The organism is Olsenella sp. An188, from assembly GCF_002160255.1.
Classification (GTDB): Bacteria; Actinomycetota; Coriobacteriia; order Coriobacteriales; family Atopobiaceae; genus Thermophilibacter; species Thermophilibacter avistercoris.
Map to the genome: position 1 here is coordinate 86321 of NZ_NFKF01000003.1, position 21327 is coordinate 107647.

The 21327-nt window shown below is 67.7% G+C and carries 19 protein-coding genes; 18 read left to right on the forward strand and 1 reads right to left on the reverse strand.

Annotated features, from left to right (window positions below; genetic code table 11):
- Positions 1-154 precede the first annotated feature (154 nt).
- The 6 genes from B5F23_RS04455 (at position 155) to B5F23_RS04480 (ending at position 7212) form a co-directional block, all read left to right on the forward strand.
- Entirely contained in the window at positions 155-2095 is a 1941-nt protein-coding gene (locus B5F23_RS04455) for a subtype A tannase (protein WP_087352199.1), read from the forward strand.
- Between the two features lie 13 nt (positions 2096-2108).
- Complete coding sequence (gene brnQ, locus B5F23_RS04460; protein WP_241145795.1) at positions 2109-3515, forward strand: branched-chain amino acid transport system II carrier protein; 1407 nt, start codon at positions 2109-2111, stop codon at positions 3513-3515.
- Positions 3512-4201 (forward strand): peptidylprolyl isomerase, encoded by a 690-nt coding sequence (locus tag B5F23_RS04465; protein WP_087352200.1) that lies wholly within the window; start codon positions 3512-3514, stop codon positions 4199-4201. The genes brnQ and B5F23_RS04465 overlap by 4 nt, the downstream gene beginning before the upstream one ends.
- Positions 4202-4597: 396 nt before the next feature.
- Positions 4598-5095, forward strand: a complete 498-nt coding sequence (locus tag B5F23_RS04470; RefSeq protein WP_087352202.1) for a CarD family transcriptional regulator — start codon at positions 4598-4600, stop codon at positions 5093-5095.
- Between the two features lie 312 nt (positions 5096-5407).
- Positions 5408-5710, forward strand: a complete 303-nt coding sequence (locus B5F23_RS04475; protein ID WP_087352204.1) for an ACT domain-containing protein — start codon at positions 5408-5410, stop codon at positions 5708-5710.
- A gap of 50 nt (positions 5711-5760) precedes the next feature.
- A complete protein-coding gene (locus B5F23_RS04480) occupies positions 5761-7212 on the forward strand; it encodes a citrate synthase (protein ID WP_241145796.1) in 1452 nt (483 codons plus the stop codon).
- Between the two features lie 94 nt (positions 7213-7306).
- Here B5F23_RS04480 and B5F23_RS04485 read toward each other — a convergent pair whose 3' ends face one another.
- Positions 7307-9574 (reverse strand): KUP/HAK/KT family potassium transporter, encoded by a 2268-nt coding sequence (locus B5F23_RS04485; RefSeq protein ID WP_087352206.1) that lies wholly within the window; start codon positions 9572-9574, stop codon positions 7307-7309.
- 116 nt (positions 9575-9690) lie between these two features.
- Here B5F23_RS04485 and B5F23_RS04490 point away from each other — a divergent pair, with 116 nt between their 5' ends.
- From B5F23_RS04490 to B5F23_RS04545, 12 genes are all read left to right on the forward strand, one after another.
- On the forward strand, positions 9691-11238 hold the full coding sequence (locus tag B5F23_RS04490) for a S10 family peptidase (RefSeq protein WP_087352208.1): 1548 nt from the start codon (positions 9691-9693) through the stop codon (positions 11236-11238).
- A gap of 69 nt (positions 11239-11307) precedes the next feature.
- Positions 11308-12564, forward strand: a complete 1257-nt coding sequence (pepT, locus tag B5F23_RS04495) for a peptidase T (RefSeq protein WP_241145797.1) — start codon at positions 11308-11310, stop codon at positions 12562-12564.
- Between the two features lie 2 nt (positions 12565-12566).
- On the forward strand, positions 12567-13106 hold the full coding sequence (locus B5F23_RS04500; protein WP_087352212.1) for a hypothetical protein: 540 nt from the start codon (positions 12567-12569) through the stop codon (positions 13104-13106).
- A 9-nt stretch (positions 13107-13115) separates the two neighbouring features.
- Entirely contained in the window at positions 13116-13961 is an 846-nt protein-coding gene (locus B5F23_RS04505; protein WP_087352214.1) for an HAD family hydrolase, read from the forward strand.
- A 26-nt stretch (positions 13962-13987) separates the two neighbouring features.
- A complete protein-coding gene (locus B5F23_RS04510; protein WP_087352216.1) occupies positions 13988-14785 on the forward strand; it encodes an HAD family hydrolase in 798 nt (265 codons plus the stop codon).
- Between the two features lie 329 nt (positions 14786-15114).
- Positions 15115-16917 carry a glycoside hydrolase family 35 protein gene (locus tag B5F23_RS04515; protein WP_087352217.1) on the forward strand — a complete coding sequence of 601 codons (1803 nt, stop codon included), beginning with the start codon at positions 15115-15117 and terminating at the stop codon, positions 16915-16917.
- A 1-nt stretch (position 16918) separates the two neighbouring features.
- Positions 16919-17383 (forward strand): PTS sugar transporter subunit IIB, encoded by a 465-nt coding sequence (locus B5F23_RS04520; RefSeq protein WP_087352219.1) that lies wholly within the window; start codon positions 16919-16921, stop codon positions 17381-17383.
- Between the two features lie 89 nt (positions 17384-17472).
- The gene (locus tag B5F23_RS04525; RefSeq protein ID WP_087352222.1) at positions 17473-18381 is read left to right on the forward strand and encodes a PTS mannose/fructose/sorbose/N-acetylgalactosamine transporter subunit IIC; all 909 of its coding nucleotides are present in this window, start codon (positions 17473-17475) and stop codon (positions 18379-18381) included.
- Positions 18362-19192 carry a PTS system mannose/fructose/sorbose family transporter subunit IID gene (locus B5F23_RS04530; protein WP_087352224.1) on the forward strand — a complete coding sequence of 277 codons (831 nt, stop codon included), beginning with the start codon at positions 18362-18364 and terminating at the stop codon, positions 19190-19192. Before B5F23_RS04525 ends, B5F23_RS04530 begins: the two co-directional genes overlap by 20 nt.
- Positions 19193-19356: 164 nt before the next feature.
- Positions 19357-19977, forward strand: coding sequence for a hypothetical protein (locus B5F23_RS04535; RefSeq protein WP_087352226.1), 621 nt, complete (start codon positions 19357-19359; stop codon positions 19975-19977).
- Between the two features lie 100 nt (positions 19978-20077).
- A complete protein-coding gene (locus B5F23_RS04540; RefSeq protein ID WP_087352228.1) occupies positions 20078-20512 on the forward strand; it encodes a PTS sugar transporter subunit IIA in 435 nt (144 codons plus the stop codon).
- Between the two features lie 48 nt (positions 20513-20560).
- Complete coding sequence (locus B5F23_RS04545; RefSeq protein ID WP_087352230.1) at positions 20561-21289, forward strand: GntR family transcriptional regulator; 729 nt, start codon at positions 20561-20563, stop codon at positions 21287-21289.
- Positions 21290-21327: the final 38 nt, after the last annotated feature.

Below are 21327 nucleotides of genomic sequence, written 5' to 3' on the forward strand. Positions count from 1 at the left end.
GGAGCCTCCCGCCCCGGGCTGTCCGGATATGATGGTCGCGCCCGCCGCTGGCGGCCCGCGCCCCTCCCGTTGCGTACAATAATACCCGCGCCGCCGGGCCACGCGCGCCGCGCCGCGCTCGCATCACGTATCGCGTCATGCTCAGGGAGGCACGATGGGCTGGACAAGAAGAGAGTTTCTCGCGCTGGCGTCCGTGGGGGCCGTCGCCGGAATCACCGGCTGCACCCCCTCGCGTGAGACGCCGCAGACGCCCGCCGAGGACCAGGTCGAGCCGGACCCCTCCGTCGACCTCGCCGAGTTCGAGTCGCTCGCGCTCGACACGTCGGCCTGGCGCTACGACGAGAAGAACGACGTCTACTACCAGCTCGGCCTGACCTACTGCAAGAGCCCGGCGACCGCGGCCTACGAGTCGCTCGCCATCTTCGTGCCGGGTGCCTACTTCACGGCGGAGGCGAACGGCTCCACCTACTCCTGCACCGTCAACGAGAAGGCCGTGGTCGGCGCCTTCACCGCCGCGACGGCGCCCGTGCTCATGCCCGTCAACACCGGCACCCTCGCCGCCCAGGCCAGCCCCACGACCTACGACTACGAGGGCCTGGCGCCCTACATGGAGGCGGGCTGCATCTACGTCTACGCGGGCTTCCGCGGCCGCTCCGCGGGCTACGACAGCGCCTCGGGCACCGGCGAGCTGTATCCCGGCGGGTCCCCGTGGCCGGTCGTGGACCTCAAGGCCGCGGTGCGCTACCTGCGCTACAACGCCTCGGTCCTTCCGTGCGACGCGAGCCGCGTCTTCGTCTTCGGCTTCGCCGCGGGCGGCGGCGTGAGCGCGGTCATGGGCGCCTCGGGCGACGCGACGCTGTTCGACCCCTACCTCTCCTCCATCGGCGCCATCACGCACGACGCCCAGGGCGTGACGGTCTCCGACGCGATCGCCGGCAGCGCCTCGTGGTGCCCGGTGACCTCCTTCGACATGGCCGACGCCGCCTACGAGTGGTCCCAGGGCCAGTACGCAGCCGAGGGCACGCGTGCGGAGGGCACCTGGACGCGCCTGCTCTCCCAGGACCTCGCCGCCTCCTACGGCGCGTGGGTCAACGAGATGGACCTGCGGGACTCCGACGACGCGCAGCTCACGCTCGACGAGACGGAGACGGGCACCTACGCGATGGGCACCTACGCGTCGGAGCTCCTCTCCAACATCGACGAGGCGGCCACCTACTTCGTCCAGAACACGGCCTTCCCCTACACCTACACGCCCCAGCGCCTCGAGGACCCGACCTTCCCCGGCGACCCCAACCTCGCGGCGACGCGCGAGGCCGACGCCGCGGCGAGCGCCCCGACGAGCGACGCCGCCCCGGCCGACGGCACGGGCGAGGGCGAGGCGGGCGAGCCGGCGACCGACGCCGCCGCCGAGGACGCCGCGGGCGCCTCGACGCTCGCGGGCGTGGCGCAGGTCCAGTCGACGATCTACGAGTCCGCCCAGAGCTACTTCGCCGCGCTCAACGCGGACAACTGGTGGATCAACTACAGCCACAGCTCGGCGAGCGTCTCGGTCTCCAGCGTGCGCGACTTCGTCTTGCACCTGCGCCCGGCCGACCTCGACGCCTCCCCCTACGACCTGCCCGACCGCAGCTCCAAGACCAACCAGCTCTTCGGCATCGGGGAGGAGTCGACCCTGCACTTCGACGCCGTCGCGGCGGGCCTCGTCGAGAAGAACCTCGACGCGTACTCCGCCTGCGAGGACTGGGACGACGAGTTCGAGCTCGCGTGGCAGGGGGACCTCGAGAAGGTCGACTCGCTCGAGACCGACATGGCCACGCGCGTCGCGATGATGAACCCGCTCTACTGGCTGAGCGGCCACTACGAGGGCTACGGCCAGGCCTCCGTGGCGCCGCACTGGCGCATCAACGAGGGCCTCTTCGACACCGACGCCGCGCTCGTCACCGCCCCTAACATCGTGCTCGCCCTGCGCAAGTACGACGGCGTGGCCGACGTCGCCCACACGCCCGTCTGGGGCCAGGGCCACGTCCTCGCCGAGCGCTCCGGGTCCGCGACGACCAACCTCATCGCCTGGGTCACGTCCTGCTGTGACCAGTAGCAAGGCGAGAGGGGTGCGTGGCGACGCCCCTGCGGGACGCCGCGACGACGCGGCAGTGCCGGGGGCGGAGACCACCCCTGTCGCGCGCCTCGGCGCGCGCCAGTCGCTCTTCGTGGGCGTGACGCTCTTCTCGATGTTCTTCGGTGCGGGCAACCTCATCCTGCCGCCGCTGCTCGGCGTGCAGGCCGGCAGCGAGAGCCTGCCCGCCCTTCTCGGCTTCTTTGCCGCGGGCGTGGGGCTGCCGGTGCTCGGCATCGTGGCGGTGGCGCTCTCGGGCACCCTGCGCGAGCTCGCCTCGCGCGTGAACCCCGTCTTTGCCCGCGCCTTCGTGGCCCTGGTCTACCTGGCCATAGGCCCGTGCCTCGCCATCCCGCGCACGGCCTCGACCGCCTTCGAGATGCTCGCGCCGCTGCTTCCGGGAGGGGTTAGCGTCCCCGCGGCGCGCCTGGGCTTCTCGGTTGCGTTCTTCGTCGTGGCCTTTGCGCTCGCCATGCGCCCGGGGCGCCTCACGCGCCTGCTCGGCCGCGTCACCGGCCCGGCACTCATCCTGCTCATCGTGGCCGTGGTCGGCGCCGCGGCGTGGGGGCTGGCCTCCGGCGCCCCCGCGGCCCCCGCGCCCGTGGCGCCCTACGACGGCAACGCCGCGGTCCAGGGCTTCCTCACCGGCTACCAGACGATGGACCTTCTCGCCTCGCTCACCTTCGGCCTGGTCATAGCCTCGAACGTCCGCACGCTCGGCGTGACGGAGCCGCGCGGCGTCATGTACGAGGTGTGCCGCGCGGGCGCGGTGGCCGGCGTGCTCATGATGGCCGTCTACGGCGGCCTCTGCGCCGTGGGCCTCGAGCTGAGCTCGGCGCTCGCGGGGGCCGGCAACGGCGCGGTGGTCATCACCGAGTCGGCCACGCTGCACTTTGGCACCGCCGGCACGGTCATGGTGGCCGCGATCTTCCTGCTCGCGTGCCTCAACGTCTGCATCGGCCTCATCAGCTGCTGCGGTACCTACTTCGCCGGGGAGCTGCCCCGCGTGGGGTACCGCGCGTGGGCGCTCGCCTTCGCCGCGTTCTCCTGCGCCGTCTCCAACCTCGGGCTCGACGCGATCATCTCGTTCTCCGCGTCGCTGCTCGGCGCCCTCTACCCGCCGGCCATCGTGCTCGTCGTCATGGGCATGGCCCGGCGCGCCTGCGACTCCGTCCCCGCCGTCTGGCCCTGGACGGTCGGCGTCACCTGCGCGGTGAGCGCCTCCGAGGCCCTGCGCGACGCCCTCGCCCCGGCCCTTCCGCTGCCCCTCGACTTCCTGCCGCTTGCCGAGGTCGGCCTCGGCTGGGTCGTGCCCGCCGCGCTCACGGCGGCGGCCGTCACGCTCGTCTCGCTGTCCGCGCGCCGCCTCGGCGCGCGCCCGTCCGAAAAGGAGCTCCCATGAGACACGTCTCGCTCTCCCGAAGGGCCCTGCTCGCCGCGGCCGCCCCGGCGCTCGCGTGCTGCGTCGTCTGGTCCCTTGTCGGCTGCGACGCCGGCGCCCCCTCCGACGCCGCGGCAGACGACGCCCCCTCGCAGGACGCCTCTGCCGAGGCGACCTCCGAGGTTGACCCGGACGACCCGTACGCCACGGGCATCCACCACGCCACCATCGAGGTCGAGGGCTACGGCACCATCGAGGTCTCCCTCAACGCCAACGTGGCGCCCATCACGGTCTCAAACTTCTGCCACCTGGCCGAGGAGGGCTTCTACGACGGGCTGACCTTCCACCGCGTGGTGCCGGGCTTCATGATCCAGGGCGGCGACCCGTCCGGGGACGGCACGGGGGGATCTGGCCAGACCATCACGGGCGAGTTCTCTGACAACGGGGTCGAGAACGACATCCCCCACGTGCGCGGGACGATCTCGATGGCGCGCTCGAGCGACTACGACTCGGCCAGCTCGCAGTTCTTCATCATGCAGGAGACCACCTCGTCGCTCGACGGCCAGTACGCCGCGTTCGGCACCGTGACCTCGGGTATGGAGGTCGTCGACGCCATCTGCGAGCAGGTGACGGTGGCCGACGAGGCGAGCGGGTACGTCGCGCCCGAGGACCAGCCCGTCATCACGAGCGTCACGATCGTCGACTAGGCGGCCGGCCGGCGCGGGGCCATCCCGCGTGCTTAGGGATTCCGGGTTATGGCAACCGACGCCCCTGGCCTGCTTACGAATCCGGGGTTGTGGCAGCCCACACCCCCTCCGCGGCCCGCTCTGCGGCGAGAAGAACCTCGGAACAGCGTCCCTGCCTGGGGTTCTTCTCGCCAGATGCGCCGCGTGGGGAGACGGCGCTGCCACAACTCCGACTTTCTAAGCACGCTCGCCGCGCGGACTGCCATAACCCTGATTTCCTAAGCGGGACACGGAAGCCTCCAACGCATAAACGCAATAAAATATCGAGAGCTGCGTAAGCTTTCAATACTCCATCCGTAAACGGCATAAAAATCTCCTTTTACGTGCTATACTTGGAAAACGTGAAAGGAGTGGCCTATGTATGCCATTGGGGAGTACCTCGTCCATCCGGGTCAGGGTGTGTGCCGCGTCGAGGATGTGACCGAGGGGCCACGGGCGGTCTACCAGCTGCTCCCCGTGGGCAAGCGCCACCCCGTGCACATCAGCTTCCCCGTTGCCAACGAGGCGCGCCTGCGCCCCGTCCTGTCGCGCTCCGAGGCCGAGGACATCATCGAGCGCTACCCCGCCATCGAGGTCGAGCAGTTCCAGGCGCGCAACAACGCGCTCGAGGAGGAGCACTACAGAAACGAGATGCGCCAGGGCTCGTGCCTGGACTCGGTGCGCATCGTCAAGACCTTCCGCGCCCGCATAGCCGACCTCTCGGCCCGCAACAAGAAGCCGCCGGTGGCCTACGAGCGCATCCTCAAGGAGGCGAGCGAGCGCTCCTGCGCCGAGCTCGCCGTCGCGCTCGACTGCACCCCGGAGGACGTGGTCGTCCTCTTCCAGCGGCGTCTTGGCGAGGACGGCCAGAACTAGCCCCTGGCGAGAAGAGCCTGCGCTCAGCGATTCTGCCTGCCTGGCTGTAGGCGCCTGCCGACACTTTTACGGTCAGAAGTGACGGCAGGTGCCTACAGTTGCCCAATTGCAGGAGCGAACCGACACTTTCACCCCAAAAAGTGTCGGCAGGCGCCTACAGCCCCACTCCGCCCGCCGCCCGCCCCCGCGGTCCTTCTCGCCGGCGGACGAGCGTTACAGCTTTGACGCCAATGCGTGTGGGTGCTGTGTGGTCCCGCGTCCTCCCCTTAAAATGGTGTTTCACGCTCACGACACCATTCCAAGGAGGAAGCAATGGCGACAAGCGAGCAGCAGACGACCGAGGCCGTCGAGAGCCGCGCCATCATCACCGTGCTGGGAAGCGACCGCCCGGGCATCGTTGCCGCGGTGGCGGGGGCGCTCAGCGAGCGCGAGGCCAACATCCTCGACATCTCGCAGACCATCCTGCAGGGCACCTTCACGATGACGATGCTCGTTGAGCTGGGCTCCGCGGACTTTTCCGAGCTCAAGGGGGCGCTCGACGCCCTCTCCGAGAGCCTCGGCGTTCAGATCACCATGCAGCGCGAGGAGGTCTTCAGGTACATGTACCGCCTCTAGTCGCGAGGACGGCCGGGGCTTGCCCCGCGCCCCGATCATAGGAGGTATCCATGATTCGCATGCCCAAGGGGGGCGGTTGGCCCATCCTCACCCCGCACGACACGCCGGCCTTCGAGCACGTGGCCGACGCCTATCCCATGCCGTCGGTCGGCCTGGGGCTCCCCGCGGTCTCCGACGGCCTCTACCACGGCTACGAGGACGTGGACGTGGTGGAGAGCGAGCTCTACGCCAAGTACGACGTCAAGCGCGGGCTGAGAAACGCCGACGGCTCGGGCGTGCTCGTGGGCCTCACCACGATCTCCAACGTCCACGGCTACAACCGGACCGACCACGGCATCGAGCCGGACGACGGCCGCCTCATCTACCGCGGCTACGGCGTGGACCAGCTCATCGGCGCCGCTCAGGCCGAGGACCGCTTTGGCTACGAGGAGGTCGCGTACCTGCTCATCGCCGGCAAGCTGCCCACGCGCGCCGAGCTCGACGACTTCCGCGCCCGCGTCGACGCGCGCAAGCAGCTGCCCGAGGGCTATTTCGGCCTCTTCCCGCGCGCGACCTACAGCCACTCCATCATGAACGTGCTGCAGCGCGCGACGCTTCTGCTCTACGCCTTCGACCCCAACCCCGACGACACCTCGCCCACGCACGAGATCGACGTGGCGCTCTCCCTGCTCGGCCGCTGGCCGCGCACGGCCGCCGTGGCGCACGCCGCCCACGTGGCGGAGCAGAACGACGAGCGCCTGCTCGTGCCTCCGGTGCGCGAGGGCTACTCGATGGCCGAGACCGTCCTCGACGTCCTGCGCTCGGACGAGGGCTTCACGCACGAGGAGGCCATGCTGCTCGACGTCATGCTCATCCTGCACGCCGAGCACGGCGGCGGCAACAACTCCACGTTCACCACGCGCGTGCTCTCCTCCTCCGGCACCGACGCCTACTCCGCCTACGCGGCGGCCATCGGCTCGCTCAAGGGCCCCAAGCACGGCGGCGCCAACTTCAAGGCCGGCGACATGATCGACGACGTGGCGGCCCACGTGCGCGACTGGTCGGACGACGACGAGGTGGCGGGCTACCTCGGCAAGATCCTGCGCAAGGAGGCCTTCGACCACGCGGGGCTGCTCTACGGCCTGGGCCACGCGGTCTACACCAAGACCGACCCGCGCGCCGAGATCATCCGCGAGTACGCGCGACGGCTCGCCGAGCAGAAGGGCCAGGTGGACAAGCTCGACCTCATCGCCAGCATCGAGCGGCTCGGCCCCCAGGTCATGCGCGACGTCCGCGGCATCACCAAGCCCATCTCCACCAACATCGACATGTACACCGGCTTCGTCTACTCGATGCTCGGCATCCCGCAGGACCTCTTCACGCCCATCTTCGCGATGGCGCGCCTCGCCGGCTGGACCGCGCACCGCATGGAGGAGCTCTACGGCGCGGGCCGCATCATCCGCCCGGCCTACAACTCCGTCATGCCCAACGGCGGGGAGTACGTGCCCCTGGACGAGCGCTAGCAGCCGGCGGCCGCCTCCCTGCCAACGCAAAACGCGGCGAGAAGAACCCCCAGGTTCTTCTCGCCGCGTCGTCGTTTTGACAGCGAGCGGGACGCTACTCCTGCGGCTCCTCCCCGTCGCCCTCAAGCTCGGCCTCGTCCTCTTCCTCCTCGTCGAGGCGCAGCGGGCGGAAGCTCGCCGTGTCGCCGCCCACGAGGGTCTTGTTGGCCTCCTCCACGGAGCGCTCGCGGTCCTCGCGCATGCGCACGGAGAAGATGTCCTCGTCCTCCTCGGCCTCCGCCTTGGCCTCGGCGGCGCTGGTCTGCGCCACGGCGCGCGCGGCGTCGGCGAGCTCGATGCGGACGAGCTTGTGCTGGCGCTTGGTCTTGGAGAAGAGCGGCACGTACTCGAAGATCAGGCTCGAGTTCTCGAGGCCGTACCAGCGCGCCGGCGAGCCGCAGAGGCTGCGGATGAAGTACTTGAGCTCCATGCAGCGGCGGTTGACGCCGGAGATCTCGGTCTCGGGGGAGAGGGTCTTCCTGAGCAGGCAGAACTTGAAGTCGCCGACCACGCTCGGCTCGAGGTAGATCGAGTACTTGTGGTTCTGCGGCGCGAGCTGGCCGCGCTCCACCAGGTTGGCGACGATCTGGTAGAGGTAGGTGTTCACGCGCTGGTTAACCTTGAAGCCCAGGCGCAGCTGGATCTTGAAGAGGAAGTCGGTGCCGTAGTCCTCGACGATGTACTCGTGCGTGAAGGGCTCGTCGGTCACCTGGACGTTGAGGAAGTAGTAGGCCTTGGCGCGCTTGGGCTGCTTGTCCAGGATCGAGTAGAGGATGTCGCGGTCGAGCTTGTCGAAGGTCGAGTCGTTGGTGAGGAAGACGAGGTTGTCGGCGAGCAGGGGGTAGTCCTCGTCGTGGCTGAGGTCGAAGATCTGGTCGAGGTACTTGCTCACGGGCAGGTACATCGTCTGCGTGCGCTCGATGGCGGTGCCCCGGCGCCACACGTACATGACCAGGAAGATGGCCGCGGCGATGACCACGGTGACGTAGCCGCCGTGGAAGAACTTGGTCAGGCTCGAGAAGAAGAACATGAACTCGATGGCGCCGAAGAACAGCGCGAAGGGGATGGCGAGCGCGACCTGGTGGCGGATGCGGGAGAGGTAGGTGAACAGCAGCACCGTCGTCATGAGCATCGTCACGGTGATGGCCAGGCCGTAGGCGGCCTCCATGTGGGCGGAGGTCTGGAAGAGCAGGACCACGCAGATGCAGGCGACCCACATCACGTTGTTGACCATCGGGATGTAGATCTGGCCCTTGGTCTGCGAGGGGTAGTTGATGCGCATGTGCGGCATGAGGTCGAGGCGCACCGCCTCGGAGACGATGGAGAACGACCCGGTGATGAGCGCCTGCGAGGCGATGATGGCCGCGAAGGTGGAGAGCATGACGGCGAAGATGCGGATCTGCTCCGGGAGCATCTGGAAGAACGGGTTGAGGTCGGGGATGGCGGCGAGCTCGGCCGAGCCGTTGCTGGCGAGGATCCACGCGCCCTGGCCGAGGTAGTTGAGGATGAGGCAGACCTTCACGAACGGCCAGGAGGCGTAGATGTTGGGCTTGCCCACGTGGCCCATGTCGGAGTAGAGGGCCTCGGCGCCGGTGGTGCAGAGGAACACGTTGCCGAGCACCATCACGCCCGCGGCGTTGAGGTTGCCGTCAAAGAGGAACGCGATGCCGCGGACGGGGTTGAGCGCACGCAGCACCTCGAAGTTGCCGAGGATGTGCGGCAGGCCCGCCACGGCCAGGAACGCAAACCACAGCGTCATGATGGGCCCGAAGGCCTTGCCGATGCGCGAGGTGCCGGCCTTCTGCACGAAGAACAGCACGCACAGGATGCAGATGACGATCGCCACCACGATCTGCTGGTTCTCGCCGATGAGGCCATAGAAGAAGTCGACCGTGCGCAGGCCCTCGATGGCTGTGGTCACCGTGACGGCCGGGGTGAGGATGCCGTCGGCCAGAAGCGCCGCGCCTCCGACCATGGCCGGGATGATGAGCCAGCGCCCGCAGCGTTTGACCAGGCTGTAGAGCGCGAAGATGCCGCCCTCGTTGTGGTTGTCGGCCTTCATGGCCACGAGCACGTACTTGACGGTGGTGATGAGGGTGAGCGTCCAGATGATGAGCGAGAGCGCCCCCAGGACCACGTCCTCGGACATCGTGGCGAGCCCGCCGTTGCCGGAGATGATCGCCTTCAGGGTGTACATGGGGCTCGTGCCGATGTCCCCGTACACGACGCCCAGGGTGACCAGGATCATTGCCGCGGAGAGGGGGATGCCGGCGCCCTTGACCTTCCTGCCTGCGCGCGACAACGAGCTTATCTGCGGTTTCATGACGCTCCAAACTGTGTGCCTACAGAAAAGGGCCCCGTGGCCCGATGCCTCAGCGTATCACTTATTGTCAGTGGGTAGAATGGGCTTTGGGTAAGGCGACGGGAAGGAGCGGCAACATGTCAGACGGCGAGAAGAACCTCGGCGGCGCGGGCGCCGCGGCGGCGGGCGGCCAGGGCCCCACGGCGGCGGAGCGCGAGCGGACCCGGCCCTACGCGGTGGTTCCGGCCGAGCGCGCGACGGGCGTGCCGGAGCCGGCGTCGGCGCGGCTCACCTGGACCGACGGCGAGCGGACCCTCGAGTACGAGGCCCGCGCGGCGCACTGCGAGGTGCGCGACGACGCGGGGGTCCTCATCGGCAGGATGTTCTCGCTCTCCTACGTCGTCGTCGACGAGTCGGGCGCGCCGGACCGCACGCGCCCGGTGACCTTTGCCTACAACGGCGGCCCGGGCTCGAGCTCGGTGCCCATCAACTTCGGGGGCATCGGGCCCAGGCGCGTGAGCACCGACGGCGTGCGCCACGTGCGCGCCGACGCCGCGGTGGTGGACAACCCCCACACGCTGCTCGTCGACTCCGACGTGGTGTTCCTCGACGCGCTCGGCACCGGATGGTCGGTGCTCGCGGAGGACGCCGACCCCAAGAAGGTCTTCTGCGCGGACGGGGACGCCGACGCCTTCGCGCGCGCCATCTGCGCCTGGCTCACCGAGAACGGCCGCTGGTCGAGCCCGCTGTACCTGTACGGAGAGTCCTACGGGACGGTGAGAAACGCGGTGCTCATGCGCCTTCTGGGCGAGCGCGGCGTGCAGCTCACGGGCGTGGTCATGCTCTCCGCGGTCTTCAACATCGCCGCCCTGCTCAACCCCGGCGACGACCTCTACTACCTGGGGATGTTCCCCACCTACGCGGCAACGGCGCAGTTCTTCGGCAAGGCGGGCGCCGGCGTGGGCGAGGACGAGTGGTTCGACCGCGCCGTCAGCTTCGCCGAGGACGAGCTCGCGCCGGCGCTGCTGCGCGGCGACCGCCTGGGCGAGGAGCGCGAGCGCGCGGTGGCCGAGGGGATGGCGAGCTTCATCGGGCTCGGCGCCGAGCACATCCTCGCCCACCACCTGCGCATCGACCTGCTCGACTTCCGTACGCACCTGCTCGAGTCCGAGCGGCGCGTCTGCGGGCGCCTTGACACGCGCTTCTGCTCCGACGAGCGCTCGCCGATGCAGAGCTATGACATGTGGGTCGCCGGCGAGGACGCGGCCGACGACGCCCTCGAGGGCGCCTGGGTGCGCGCCTTCCGCCGCTTCTGCGCCGACGAGCTCGGCTACGAGGGGCCCGCGCGCTACCTCTCCAACAACTACGACAAGGTCAACGCCGGCTGGCGCTGGGGACACGAGGAGCCGGGCCTGGGCGACGTCGAGACGCCCGACGTCTCGCTCGACGTCGCCGTCGCGCTGCGTCGCAACCCCACCTGCAAGCTCGCCATCATCGGCGGGCGCTACGACGCGGCGACCACGTGGTGGAACGTTGTGCACGACATGAGCCGCCAGTTCCTCTCGCCCGAGCTCAAGAGCCGCGTGAGCTGGTACCGCTACGGCTGCGGCCACATGGCCTACGTCGACGAGCCCACGCTCGCCGCCATGGGCCGCGACCTGCACGAGTTCTACGAGAAGCGCTGACGGGCCCCGGCCTTCCCGCGCGCCGCTGCGCTAGACTAGCCGAGAAGACCGATGGGCAAGGGAGGTCCCATGACAGACGTCCTCGAGCGCTTCATGCGCTACGTGCGGGTGGACTCCGCGTCCGACCCTGACAACGCTTCCGTGACCCCTTCGACCGCACGCCAGCACGACATGGCACGCCTGCTGGCCGACGAGCTGGCGGAGCTGGGCTGCGAGGGCGTGTCCGCCGACGGGCACGCCTACGTGACGGGCGCCCTCCCGGCCTCGCCGGGCGCCGAGGGCCTGCCGGCCCTCGTGCTCTGCGCGCACATCGACTCCTCGCCGGACGCGCCGGCGGAGGGCGTGAGCCCCCACGTGGTGCGCTACGAGGGCGGCGCGCTCGTCGCCGGCGTCGTGGACGGGGAGCCGGTCCAGACGACGCCCGAGCAGGTCCCCGACCTCGCGCTCTTCGAGGGGCAGGACATCGTCTGCTCGGACGGCTCTACGCTGCTCTCCGCGGACGACAAGGCCGGCGTGGCGGAGATCATGGCGCTTCTCGCCCGCCTGGCGGCAAACCCCGAGCTGCCGCGCCCCCGCATCGTGGCAGCCTTCGTGCCGGACGAGGAGATCGGGCACGGCGCGGCGCTGCTGGACGTGGAGTCGCTCGGCGCCTGCGGCGGCTACACCGTCGACGGCGGCGCGCTCGGCGAGTTCAACTACGAGTGCTTCTCGGCGAGCGAGGCCACCGTCACCGTGCGCGGCGTGATGGTGCACCCCGGATCGGCCAAGGACGTGATGGTGAACGCCATCACCGTGGCGTCCGAGTTCCAGCAGATGATCCCGGCTGCCGAGCGCCCCGAGCACACCGAGGGCCGGGAGGGCTTCTACCACCCCACGGACATCTCCGGCACGGCCTCCGAGGTCACGCTCACCTACATCCTGCGCGACTTCGACGCCGCCGACTTTGCCCGTCGCGAGCAGACCATGCGCGACGTCGCGGCCTTCCTCAACGGCCGCTACGGCGAGGGCACCGTCAGCGTGGAGATCAGGGAGCAGTACCGCAACATGGCCGAGAGGTTCGGTCCGGGCGACCGTCGCCTCGTCGACTTTGCGCTGGAGGCGAACCGCGAGTCGGGCGTCGAGCCGGTGGTGGTCGCCGCCCGCGGCGGCACCGACGGCGCGCAGCTCACCTTCCGCGGCCTGCCGTGCCCCAACCTCGCCACGGGCGGTTACAACGCCCACTCGGTCCGCGAGTTCGTGCCCGTCTCGAGCCTCGAGAAGACCGTCGAGGTGCTCGAGCGCCTCGTCGCCAAGTTCGCCGCGCCCGCGGACGGGGCGGGGGCGTAGGCGTGGTCCAGGACGTCCTTCTCGCCGTCGTCGCCGTGCTCGTGCCCGCCGTGGCGCTCACGCTCGAGCACCTGGGCAACGTCCACATCTCCGAGCGGCACCACAGCCACCACGACACCTACGCCGTGCCGGCGCCCTTCACGCGCGCCATCGCGCTCGCGATGGCGTTCATGGGGGCGATGGGGCTGCTCATGGGCTGGCTCTGCCGCGAGAACGTCTTCGAGGCGAGCCACGTCACGGTGCTCGCGTTCTTTGACGCGTTTCTGGTGACGAGCCTCGTGGCGTGGGGCGCGTTCAGGCGCTACCGCGTCTCGGTCTTCGGGGACAGCCTCGTGGTGCGGCCGTTCTTCGGGCGTGAGGTCTGGGTGCGCTACAGCGAGATCGAGCGCCTCGAGTGGTCCGGCATCAGGATGGAGTCGGGGTTCCGCAGCCTCGACGTCTGGATCGGCGGCAGGCGCGTGGTGAGGATAGACGGCATCGTCGACGTCGAGCAGATCATCATGAGCATCGACCGCTTTGACCTGCTCCCCCGTACGCTCTAGGAGGTTGGCGTGATCAAGCTCGTCCTCTCGGACATGGACAACACCCTCGTCCCCTTTGGCGCGCGCCACGCGAGCCCGCGCACGATGGAGGCCATCCACGCCGTGCTCGACGCCGGCGTGCGCTTCGGCCCCGACACCGGGCGCGACTACGTCGAGCTCATGCGCTTCTTCCGCATGGACGAGGAGTGCTTCATGACGGGCATCTTCTCCAACGGCAAGCGCGTGCGCGCGGACGGGGACTACGTCCAGACCACCCTCATCGACCACGACGTGCTCGTCCGTCTTGACGAGGTCCTTCGCCCCGAGCCGGGCATGTTCCTCGTGTGCTACCCGGCCGAGACCAACCTCTTCAACCCCGCCTACGGCGTGGGGGTCTCGAGCGCGGAGCTCGCCGTGTTCGAGGCGCGCACGAGCTTCGTGGGCGGCACGGTGGACGAGGTGCCCGACATCGACTTCGTGGCGGCGACCATCGCATGCCCGGGCGGCCCGGAGCGCATGGAGCGCTGCCGGGCGATCGTTGCCGAGGCGGTCCCGGAGGTGAGGATCGTCTCGCCGATCCCGGAATGGTTCGACGTGCTGCCGGCTGGGACGTCCAAGGCCGCCGGCCTCGAGGTCCTTCTCGACGCGCTCGGCGTGGGCCTGGACGAGGTGGCGGTCTTCGGCGACGCCGAGAACGACCTCGAGATCATGCGCAAGGTGCCGCACTCGGTCGCTGTGGCCAACGCGACGCCCGAGGTGAGCCGCGCCGCCCGCCACCACGTGGGGGCGAGCGCCGACGAGGGCGTGGCGGACGCGCTCTTCGAGATCGCCCGCGCGGCGCGTGCCGGCGAGATGCCGGCGTTTCTCGCCGACTAGGCCCGGACACGGGAGGGGAGTGGACCATGATCAAGCTCGTCGCGTCCGACATGGACGGAACCCTGCTCGACGACGACTCGCGCGTTCCCGAGGAGACGTTCTCCCTCGTCCGCGCGCTCTCAGAGCGGGGCGTGCGCTTCGTGGCAAGCTCGGGGCGGCGCTACGGCACGCTGCGCTGGATGTTCGAGCCCGTCGCCGACCAGATCGACTACGTGGGCTCGCTCGGCACCCAGGTCTACGCGGACGGGCGCCTGCTCGACCGCGAGGTCTTCTCGACCATAGCGGTGATGCGGCTCTTCGAGACCTGCCAGATGTTCGACTGCCTGCACCTGGCCCTCTACGACGACACCCACACCTACCTGCTCAACGACCAGAGCGCCTACCTCCGCGAGCTCGACAAGGACCTCCCCGACGCGATCTGCGTCTTCGACCCGCCCTCGCCGGACGTGAGCATCATCAAGGCCGCCATCTGCTGCGACCGCCCCGACCAGATCATGGACATGGCCTACGTGCTCGAGCGCGAGCTCTCCCACTGGTTCACGTTCCTGCCGAGCGGCTCGCGCTGGATAGACGTGACGCCGCGCCACGTGAGCAAGGCTACGGGGCTCGAGCAGGTCATGCGCTACTGGGGCATCGAGCGCGACGAGGTGGTCGCCTTCGGCGACTCCATGAACGACTACGCGATGCTGCGCTACGTGGGGCACCCCTACGTGATGGCCAACGCGCGCTACGCCGTGAAGCAGGTGGCGCAGCGCGTCATCGGAACGAACTCGGAGCACGCCGTCCAGGCGGCCATGCGCGAGATCCTGGAGGGCCTCGCCTAGCCCGTCGGCCCGCGGGCATGCCGGGGGAGCCTCGTCCATGAGGTTCCCCCGTTTTAGTACCAGTGGTCTAACTGATAGAGTTGTTACTACCAGTTCATTGCCATTCCGAACAGGGCTTCTTTCCGTTTTATGAACAAAAATCGTCTGATTAACTGCGGAAATGTTTCCATACCGCTCGCAGCAGAAAAGCTACCGCTCACAGCTTTCTTCACAATTTGACAACATCTATGTCAAAGACGTGTATAGTTGCTAGCATGCCGTTTCGCGCCGCATGGCATGGCGCACGGCAAGGGGAGGGTACGACGCGCCGCGTGGGCACGAGGAGGAACATGCGCACTTTCGAGGTTCGCGATCAGTTTTTGCTTGACGGAGAGCCGTTCACGATCCTTTCCGGCGCCATCCACTACTTCCGCGTCCACCCGAGCGACTGGCACCACTCGCTCTACAACCTCAAGGCGATGGGCTTCAACACCGTCGAGACCTACATGCCGTGGAACCTCCACGAGCCGCGTCCCGGCGAGTTCGACTTCGAGGGAATCGCCGACCTCGCGCGCTTCCTCGACGAGGCGACCGAGCTCGGCCTCATGATCATCGTGCGCCCCACGCCGTTCAGCTGCGGCGAGTGGGAGTTCGGCGGGCTGCCCGCGTGGCTGCTCGAGGACCGCTCGATGCGCCCGCGCTCGCGCGACCCCAAGTTCCTCGAGTGCGTGGCGCGCTACTACGACGCGCTCATGCCGATCCTCGTCCCGCGCCAGGTCACGCACGGCGGCAACATCATCATGATGCAGGTGGAGAACGAGTACGGCTCCTACTGCGAGGACAAGGAGTACCTGCGCGCCATCCGCGACCTCATGCTCGAGCGCGGCGTGGACGTGCCGCTGTGCACCTCCGACGGCCCGTGGCGCGGCTGCCTGAGGGCCGGCACCCTCATCGACGACGACGTCCTGGTGACCGGCAACTTCGGCTCCCGCGCGGCGGAGAACTTCGCCGCCCTCAAGGCCTTCCACGAGGAGCACGGCAAGAACTGGCCCCTCATGTGCATGGAGTTCTGGGACGGCTGGTTCAACCGCTGGGGCGAGAACGTCATCCGCCGCGACGCCCAGGACCTCGCGGACAGCGTGCGCGAGCTGCTCGAGCTCGGCGGCTCCATCAACCTCTACATGTTCCACGGCGGGACCAACTTCGGCTTCATGAACGGCTGCTCGGCCCGCCACACGCACGACCTGCACCAGGTCACCTCCTACGACTACGACGCCCCGCTTGACGAGGAGGGCAACCCCACCGAGAAGTGGTACCTCCTTCGTGACGTGGTGCGCGACCTCTTCCCGGGCAACTGGACCGCCGACCCGCTCGTCAAGACCGCCGTCAGCGTCCCCGCCGAGAAGATCGAGCTCACCGGCCGCTCGGGCCTCTTCGAGAACCTCTCCAACCTCGCCGAGCCGGTGCGCTCGCTCTACCCGCAGTGCATGGAGGACATGGGCCAGAGCTACGGCTACGTCCTGTACCGCACGCAGGTCGAGCGCGACACCTGCGAGCCCGAGCGCATCCGCGTGATCGACGGCCGCGACCGCGCCCAGGTCTACGTCAACGAGAAGCACGTTGCCACGCAGTACCAGGAGCACATCGGCGAGGACATCCGCTACGCCCTTCCTGAGAAGAACAACCAGCTCGACGTCCTTCTCGAGAACATGGGCCGCGTCAACTACGGTCACAAGCTCCTCGCAGACACCCAGCGCAAGGGCATCCGCACGGGCGTCTGCGTCGACCTCCACTTCGTGCTCGGCTGGGAGGCCTACTGCCTGCCGCTCGAGGACGTCTCCAAGGTCGACTACTCCGCCGGATGGGCCGGGGGCACCCCGTCCTTCTCGCGCTTCGAGTTCACGCTCGACGAGCCGGCGGACACCTACATAGACACTACGGGCTTTGGCAAGGGCGTCGCTTTTGTCAACGGGACCAACGTGGGCAGGTACTGGGAGATCGGTCCCATCGCCACGCTCTACGTGCCCCACGGCATGACGCGCGCCGGCGTCAACGAGCTCGTGCTGTTCGAGACGGAGGGGACCGTCTGCGACACCATCTCCCTGCGCTCCGAGCCCCTCATCAACCACCTGGAGAAAGAAGGAGTTGAGTAGCATGATCGTTGGAGCACGTGTTGACTTCCGCCTGATTCACGGCCAGGTCGGCAACCTCTGGGCCAACGCCCGCCAGGTCAGCCGCTTCATGGTCGTCGACGACCAGGTCGCCGAGGACGCCACCCAGAAGCAGGTGCTTCGCATGGCCACCCCCGCCACCTGCAAGCTCTCCGTGCTGCCCGTCGAGAAGGCCGCGGCCAACATCCTCGCCGGCAAGTACGACGCCCAGCGCCTGTTCATCGTCGTCAAGAAGCCCGAGGTCTACGTCAAGCTCGCCAAGGCTGGCGTGAAGTTCGACGAGATCATCCTCGGCAACATCACCTCGACGAACATCACCAAGAGCTACAACCGCAACATCAACTGCGGCCAGGACGACGTCGACGCCCTGAACGAGCTCCAGTCCATGGGCGTCCCCATGGTCATCCAGCTCACCCCGCAGAACAGCCCGGAGACCTTCAAGCCCTAGCGGCGCTACGCGGTGAGGGGAGATGCACCGCAGCTCATAGCGTAAGTAACGTACGTACCTGTTCGAGTTGTTAGAAGGAGGAAAAGACCATGATTCAGTGGTGGCAGATTCTTCTGCTCACGCTCTATGCGGGCTTCCAGATCATGGACGAGCTGCACTGGTACTCCAGCGCCGGCTCCGCCGTGTTCTCTGGCTTCATCACGGGCCTCGTCATGGGCGACATGGCAACTGGTCTCTTCATCGGTGGTAGCATGCAGCTCACCATCCTCGGCGTCGGCACCTTCGGCGGCGCTTCCCGCATCGACGCCAACTCCGGCACCCTGATCGCCACGGCCTTCGCCGTGTCCCAGGGCATGGACCCGGAGCAGGCGCTCGCCGCCCTCGGCGTGCCCGTGGCCGCCATCCTCGTCTACACCGACATCCTCGGTCGTATGGCCAACACCTTCTGGGGCCACGCCTGCGACGCCGACGTCGAGAAGATGAACTGGAACGCCTACAACGTTCACTACTGGATGGGTGCCGTCTCCTGGTGCCTCTCCCGCATGATCCCGGTCTTCCTGGCCCTGGCCTTCGGCCAGCCGCTGGTTGAGGCCATCACCACCGCCCTCAACGGCGACCTCGCCTGGCTCGGCGCTGGCCTGACCGTCGCCGGTGGCATGCTGCCGGCCGTCGGCTTCGCCATCCTGCTGCGCTACCTGCCGGTCAAGAAGCACATCGCCTACCTGATCCTCGGCTTCGTGATCGCCGCCCTGCTCGGCACCGCCTTCACGAGCATCGTGAACATCAGCGGCGACGCCGCCAACATCGCGACCGCCCTCAACGGCCTGCTGCCCGAGGAGTCCGCGCTTGCCGTGACCGGTGGCTACAAGGGTCTGTCGATGCTGACCGTCGCTCTCATCGGCTTCGCTCTTGCTTACATCTACTACCAGCTGCACCAGAACGCGCCTGCCGCGGCTGCCTCTGCTGGCGTGGAGGGAGATGACGACGATGAGCTCTAAGACCACTGGCTACAAGCTTACCAAGGCTGACTTCCAGCAGATCAACCGCCGCAACCTCGTCGGCTTCCAGGCTGGCTGGAACTACGAGCGCATGCAGCACTCCGGTTACCTCTGGATCATCCTTCCGCAGCTCCGCAAGATCTACGGGGATGACACCGAGGCCCTGAAGACCGCCTGCCGCACCCAGTGCTCGCCGTTCTTCAACACCTCGAACTTCCTCAACACCATCATCACGGGCATCGACCTCGCCATCGAGGAGACTGACGGTCTCGAGGGCATGGACACCGTCGCCTCGCTGAAGACCGGCCTCATGGGCCCGCTCGCCTCCATCGGCGACTCCATCTTCGGCTCGCTGCTCCCGACGATCTTCGGCGCCCTTGCCGCCAACATGGCCATGCAGGGCAACCCGCTCGGCATCTTCATCTGGATCGCCGTGAACGTCGTGGTCGACTGGTTCCGCTGCAAGCAGACCTACATCGCCTACGACCAGGGCATCAAGCTCGTCACCACCATGTCCGACAAGCTCAACGCCATCACGGACGCCGCTACGGTCATGGGTGTCTTCATGGTCGGCGCGCTCATCTCCACGAACGTGGGCATCGTCCTCACGATCACCCCGGACATCGGCGGCGTCGTGATCGACGTTCAGGACATCCTGAACAACATCTGCCCCAAGCTCGTCCCGGCTGCGCTCGTCGGCTTCGTGTACTGGCTCCTCGGCCGCAAGGGCATGACCTCGACCAAGGCGATCTTCATCGTGCTGGTCATTGGCATCGTCCTCGGCGCCCTCGAGCTCGTCGCGAAGGGCTAGGCCCGAGTCGGCTCACAGTCTCACGGTGCCCGGCCCCCGGGCCGGGCACCAACCGTCCTTTGGTGACATACGCTCGAGCGGGCGCGCATCTCACGGTCGGGGCATCCGCCCCCGCCCTATCTCCCGAGATGCGCGCCCGTTCTCTCTAGAAAGGCACATTCGTCGTGGAACCTGGCGTCATCGCATTTCTCGTCCTCATCGTGGCCTACTTCATCGCGTCGGAGGGGTTCCGTCGCTACTACGAGGCCAAGTTCGAGGGCTTCTTCAACACGGCACACTACGAGCAGGCGCTGGAGGCGCTGGGTGCCATCCCCGCGCGCGTTACCATGACGACGTACCGCCAGTACTACCTACGCTTCCTGTGCTACCAGGCCATGGACAACGAGGAGATGGCCACGCGCATGATCGAGCTGCTCGTGCGCATGAGAAACTCCCCCCGCCGGCAGGCCCAGACCCTCACCGTCGCCTTCAACTACTTCACGCAGATCGGCGAGAAGACCCGCGCCAAGGAGCTTCTCGCCCAGCTCAAGGCCGTCAAGGGCGTGGACCAGGCGGTCGTGGCGGACTGTCAGCTCACCTACGACATCGTCTTCTCCAAGAAGAGTGCCTACATCGACCAGATGGAGCAGATGCTTGCCAAGGAGAAGAACCCCGCCCTGCAGGGCAAGCTCTGCTTCCTGCTCTGGAAGCAGTACGCCAACAAGGGCGACAAGACTCACGCAAAGCAATACAAGCGTCGATTTGAAGAACTGACGAAGATAGAGAAACCGCAGCATACAGCCTAAGTTTTAGAGTGTGTGCGTTACAATGAAGGTAATCTGGTTGTAACCAGTTACTGAAGGAGCCTCGCGAGCGCGCTCGGGAGGCGGAGAAGGGAGCTACGAGATGATCGGATTCATCCTTACCGGGCACGGGCACTTCTCGACAGGCCTCAAGAGCGCCCTGGACATGATCGCCGGTCCGCAGGAGGCGTTCGAGATCGTCCCGTTCGAGGAGGCCGAGGCGGGCGCCTACGGCGACAAGCTGCGCGAGGCCGTGAGCGCCATGCGCGCCCAGACCGACGGCGTGCTCGTCTTCTGCGACCTCATGGGCGGCACCCCCTTCAACCAGTCCATGATGATCACCGCCGAGCAGGACAACGTCTCCGTGGTCGCGGGCACCAACCTGCCCATGCTCATCGACATCGTCATGGCCCGCAGCGAGTCCTCCACGATCGACGAGCTCGTCGCCGAGGCCGTCGAGATCGGCAAGGAGGGCGTCTGCCACATGGAGCTCGCCGGAGGCTCCGACGACGAGGACGACGAGGACGACGAGATGTAGGTTCTTCTCGCCACCAAGAGGGGCGAGCCCGACGGGGAGGTGGGGCACATGGCGACGAGAGCGCGAAAGCAGCCGCTGTACGACCAGCTGATCGACATCCTGACGGAGAAGATCGAGCAGGAGTACCGCCCGGGTGACCTCATGCCCTCCGAGCGCGAGCTGTCCGAGCGCTACGGCCTCTCCCGCACGACGGTCCGCCTGGCCCTGCAGGAGCTCGAGAAGCTCGGCATGGTGGTGAGGAAGCACGGCCGCGGGACCTTCGTGGCCGACCGCTCCGCGCAGGTCACCAACCTCATGCAGTCCTACAGCTTCACCGACCAGATGCGCGCGATGGGCCGCGAGCCCTCGACTACCATCCTCGAGTTCTCCGAGATCGACGCCGACAAGAACCTCGCCCAGCACATGGGCGTGCGCCTCGGGGAGAAGATCTTCAAGCTCAAGCGCCTGCGCTCGGCCGACGGCGTGCCGATGATGGTCGAGCAGAGCTACCTGCCCGTGCGCAAGTTCCTGACGCTCAAGCGCCCCCTGCTCGACAGCATGCCCCTCTACGAGATCATCGAGAGCGTCTACCACGAGAAGATCCGCGTGGCGGAGGAGGAGTTCTTTGCGAGCGTGGCTCGCCCCTCCGACGCCCACCTGCTTGACATACCCGAGGACGCCCCCGTCCTTGAGCTGGCCCGCACCACCTACAACACGAGCAACGAGATCATCGAGTACACGCTCTCCGTGGCTCGTGCCGACCAGTTCAAGTACAAGGTCCTGCACCAGCGGATGTAGCCCCTCGCAAAGCCACTCACGCCGCGCCCGGAGCGCCG

Excerpts from the sequence above, each read along its gene's own strand:
- B5F23_RS04455 (WP_087352199.1), top strand. The coding sequence starts at position 155 with ATGGGCTGGACAAGAAGAGAGTTTCTCGCGCTGGCGTCCGTGGGGGCC.
- B5F23_RS04465 (WP_087352200.1), top strand. The coding sequence starts at position 3,512 with ATGAGACACGTCTCGCTCTCCCGAAGGGCCCTGCTCGCCGCGGCCGCC.
- B5F23_RS04470 (WP_087352202.1), top strand. The coding sequence starts at position 4,598 with ATGTATGCCATTGGGGAGTACCTCGTCCATCCGGGTCAGGGTGTGTGC.
- B5F23_RS04475 (WP_087352204.1), top strand. The coding sequence starts at position 5,408 with ATGGCGACAAGCGAGCAGCAGACGACCGAGGCCGTCGAGAGCCGCGCC.
- B5F23_RS04480 (WP_241145796.1), top strand. The coding sequence starts at position 5,761 with ATGATTCGCATGCCCAAGGGGGGCGGTTGGCCCATCCTCACCCCGCAC.
- B5F23_RS04485 (WP_087352206.1), bottom strand. The coding sequence starts at position 9,574 with ATGAAACCGCAGATAAGCTCGTTGTCGCGCGCAGGCAGGAAGGTCAAG.
- B5F23_RS04490 (WP_087352208.1), top strand. The coding sequence starts at position 9,691 with ATGTCAGACGGCGAGAAGAACCTCGGCGGCGCGGGCGCCGCGGCGGCG.
- pepT (WP_241145797.1), top strand. The coding sequence starts at position 11,308 with ATGACAGACGTCCTCGAGCGCTTCATGCGCTACGTGCGGGTGGACTCC.
- B5F23_RS04510 (WP_087352216.1), top strand. The coding sequence starts at position 13,988 with ATGATCAAGCTCGTCGCGTCCGACATGGACGGAACCCTGCTCGACGAC.
- B5F23_RS04515 (WP_087352217.1), top strand. The coding sequence starts at position 15,115 with ATGCGCACTTTCGAGGTTCGCGATCAGTTTTTGCTTGACGGAGAGCCG.
- B5F23_RS04520 (WP_087352219.1), top strand. The coding sequence starts at position 16,919 with ATGATCGTTGGAGCACGTGTTGACTTCCGCCTGATTCACGGCCAGGTC.
- B5F23_RS04525 (WP_087352222.1), top strand. The coding sequence starts at position 17,473 with ATGATTCAGTGGTGGCAGATTCTTCTGCTCACGCTCTATGCGGGCTTC.
- B5F23_RS04530 (WP_087352224.1), top strand. The coding sequence starts at position 18,362 with ATGACGACGATGAGCTCTAAGACCACTGGCTACAAGCTTACCAAGGCT.
- B5F23_RS04540 (WP_087352228.1), top strand. The coding sequence starts at position 20,078 with ATGATCGGATTCATCCTTACCGGGCACGGGCACTTCTCGACAGGCCTC.
- B5F23_RS04545 (WP_087352230.1), top strand. The coding sequence starts at position 20,561 with ATGGCGACGAGAGCGCGAAAGCAGCCGCTGTACGACCAGCTGATCGAC.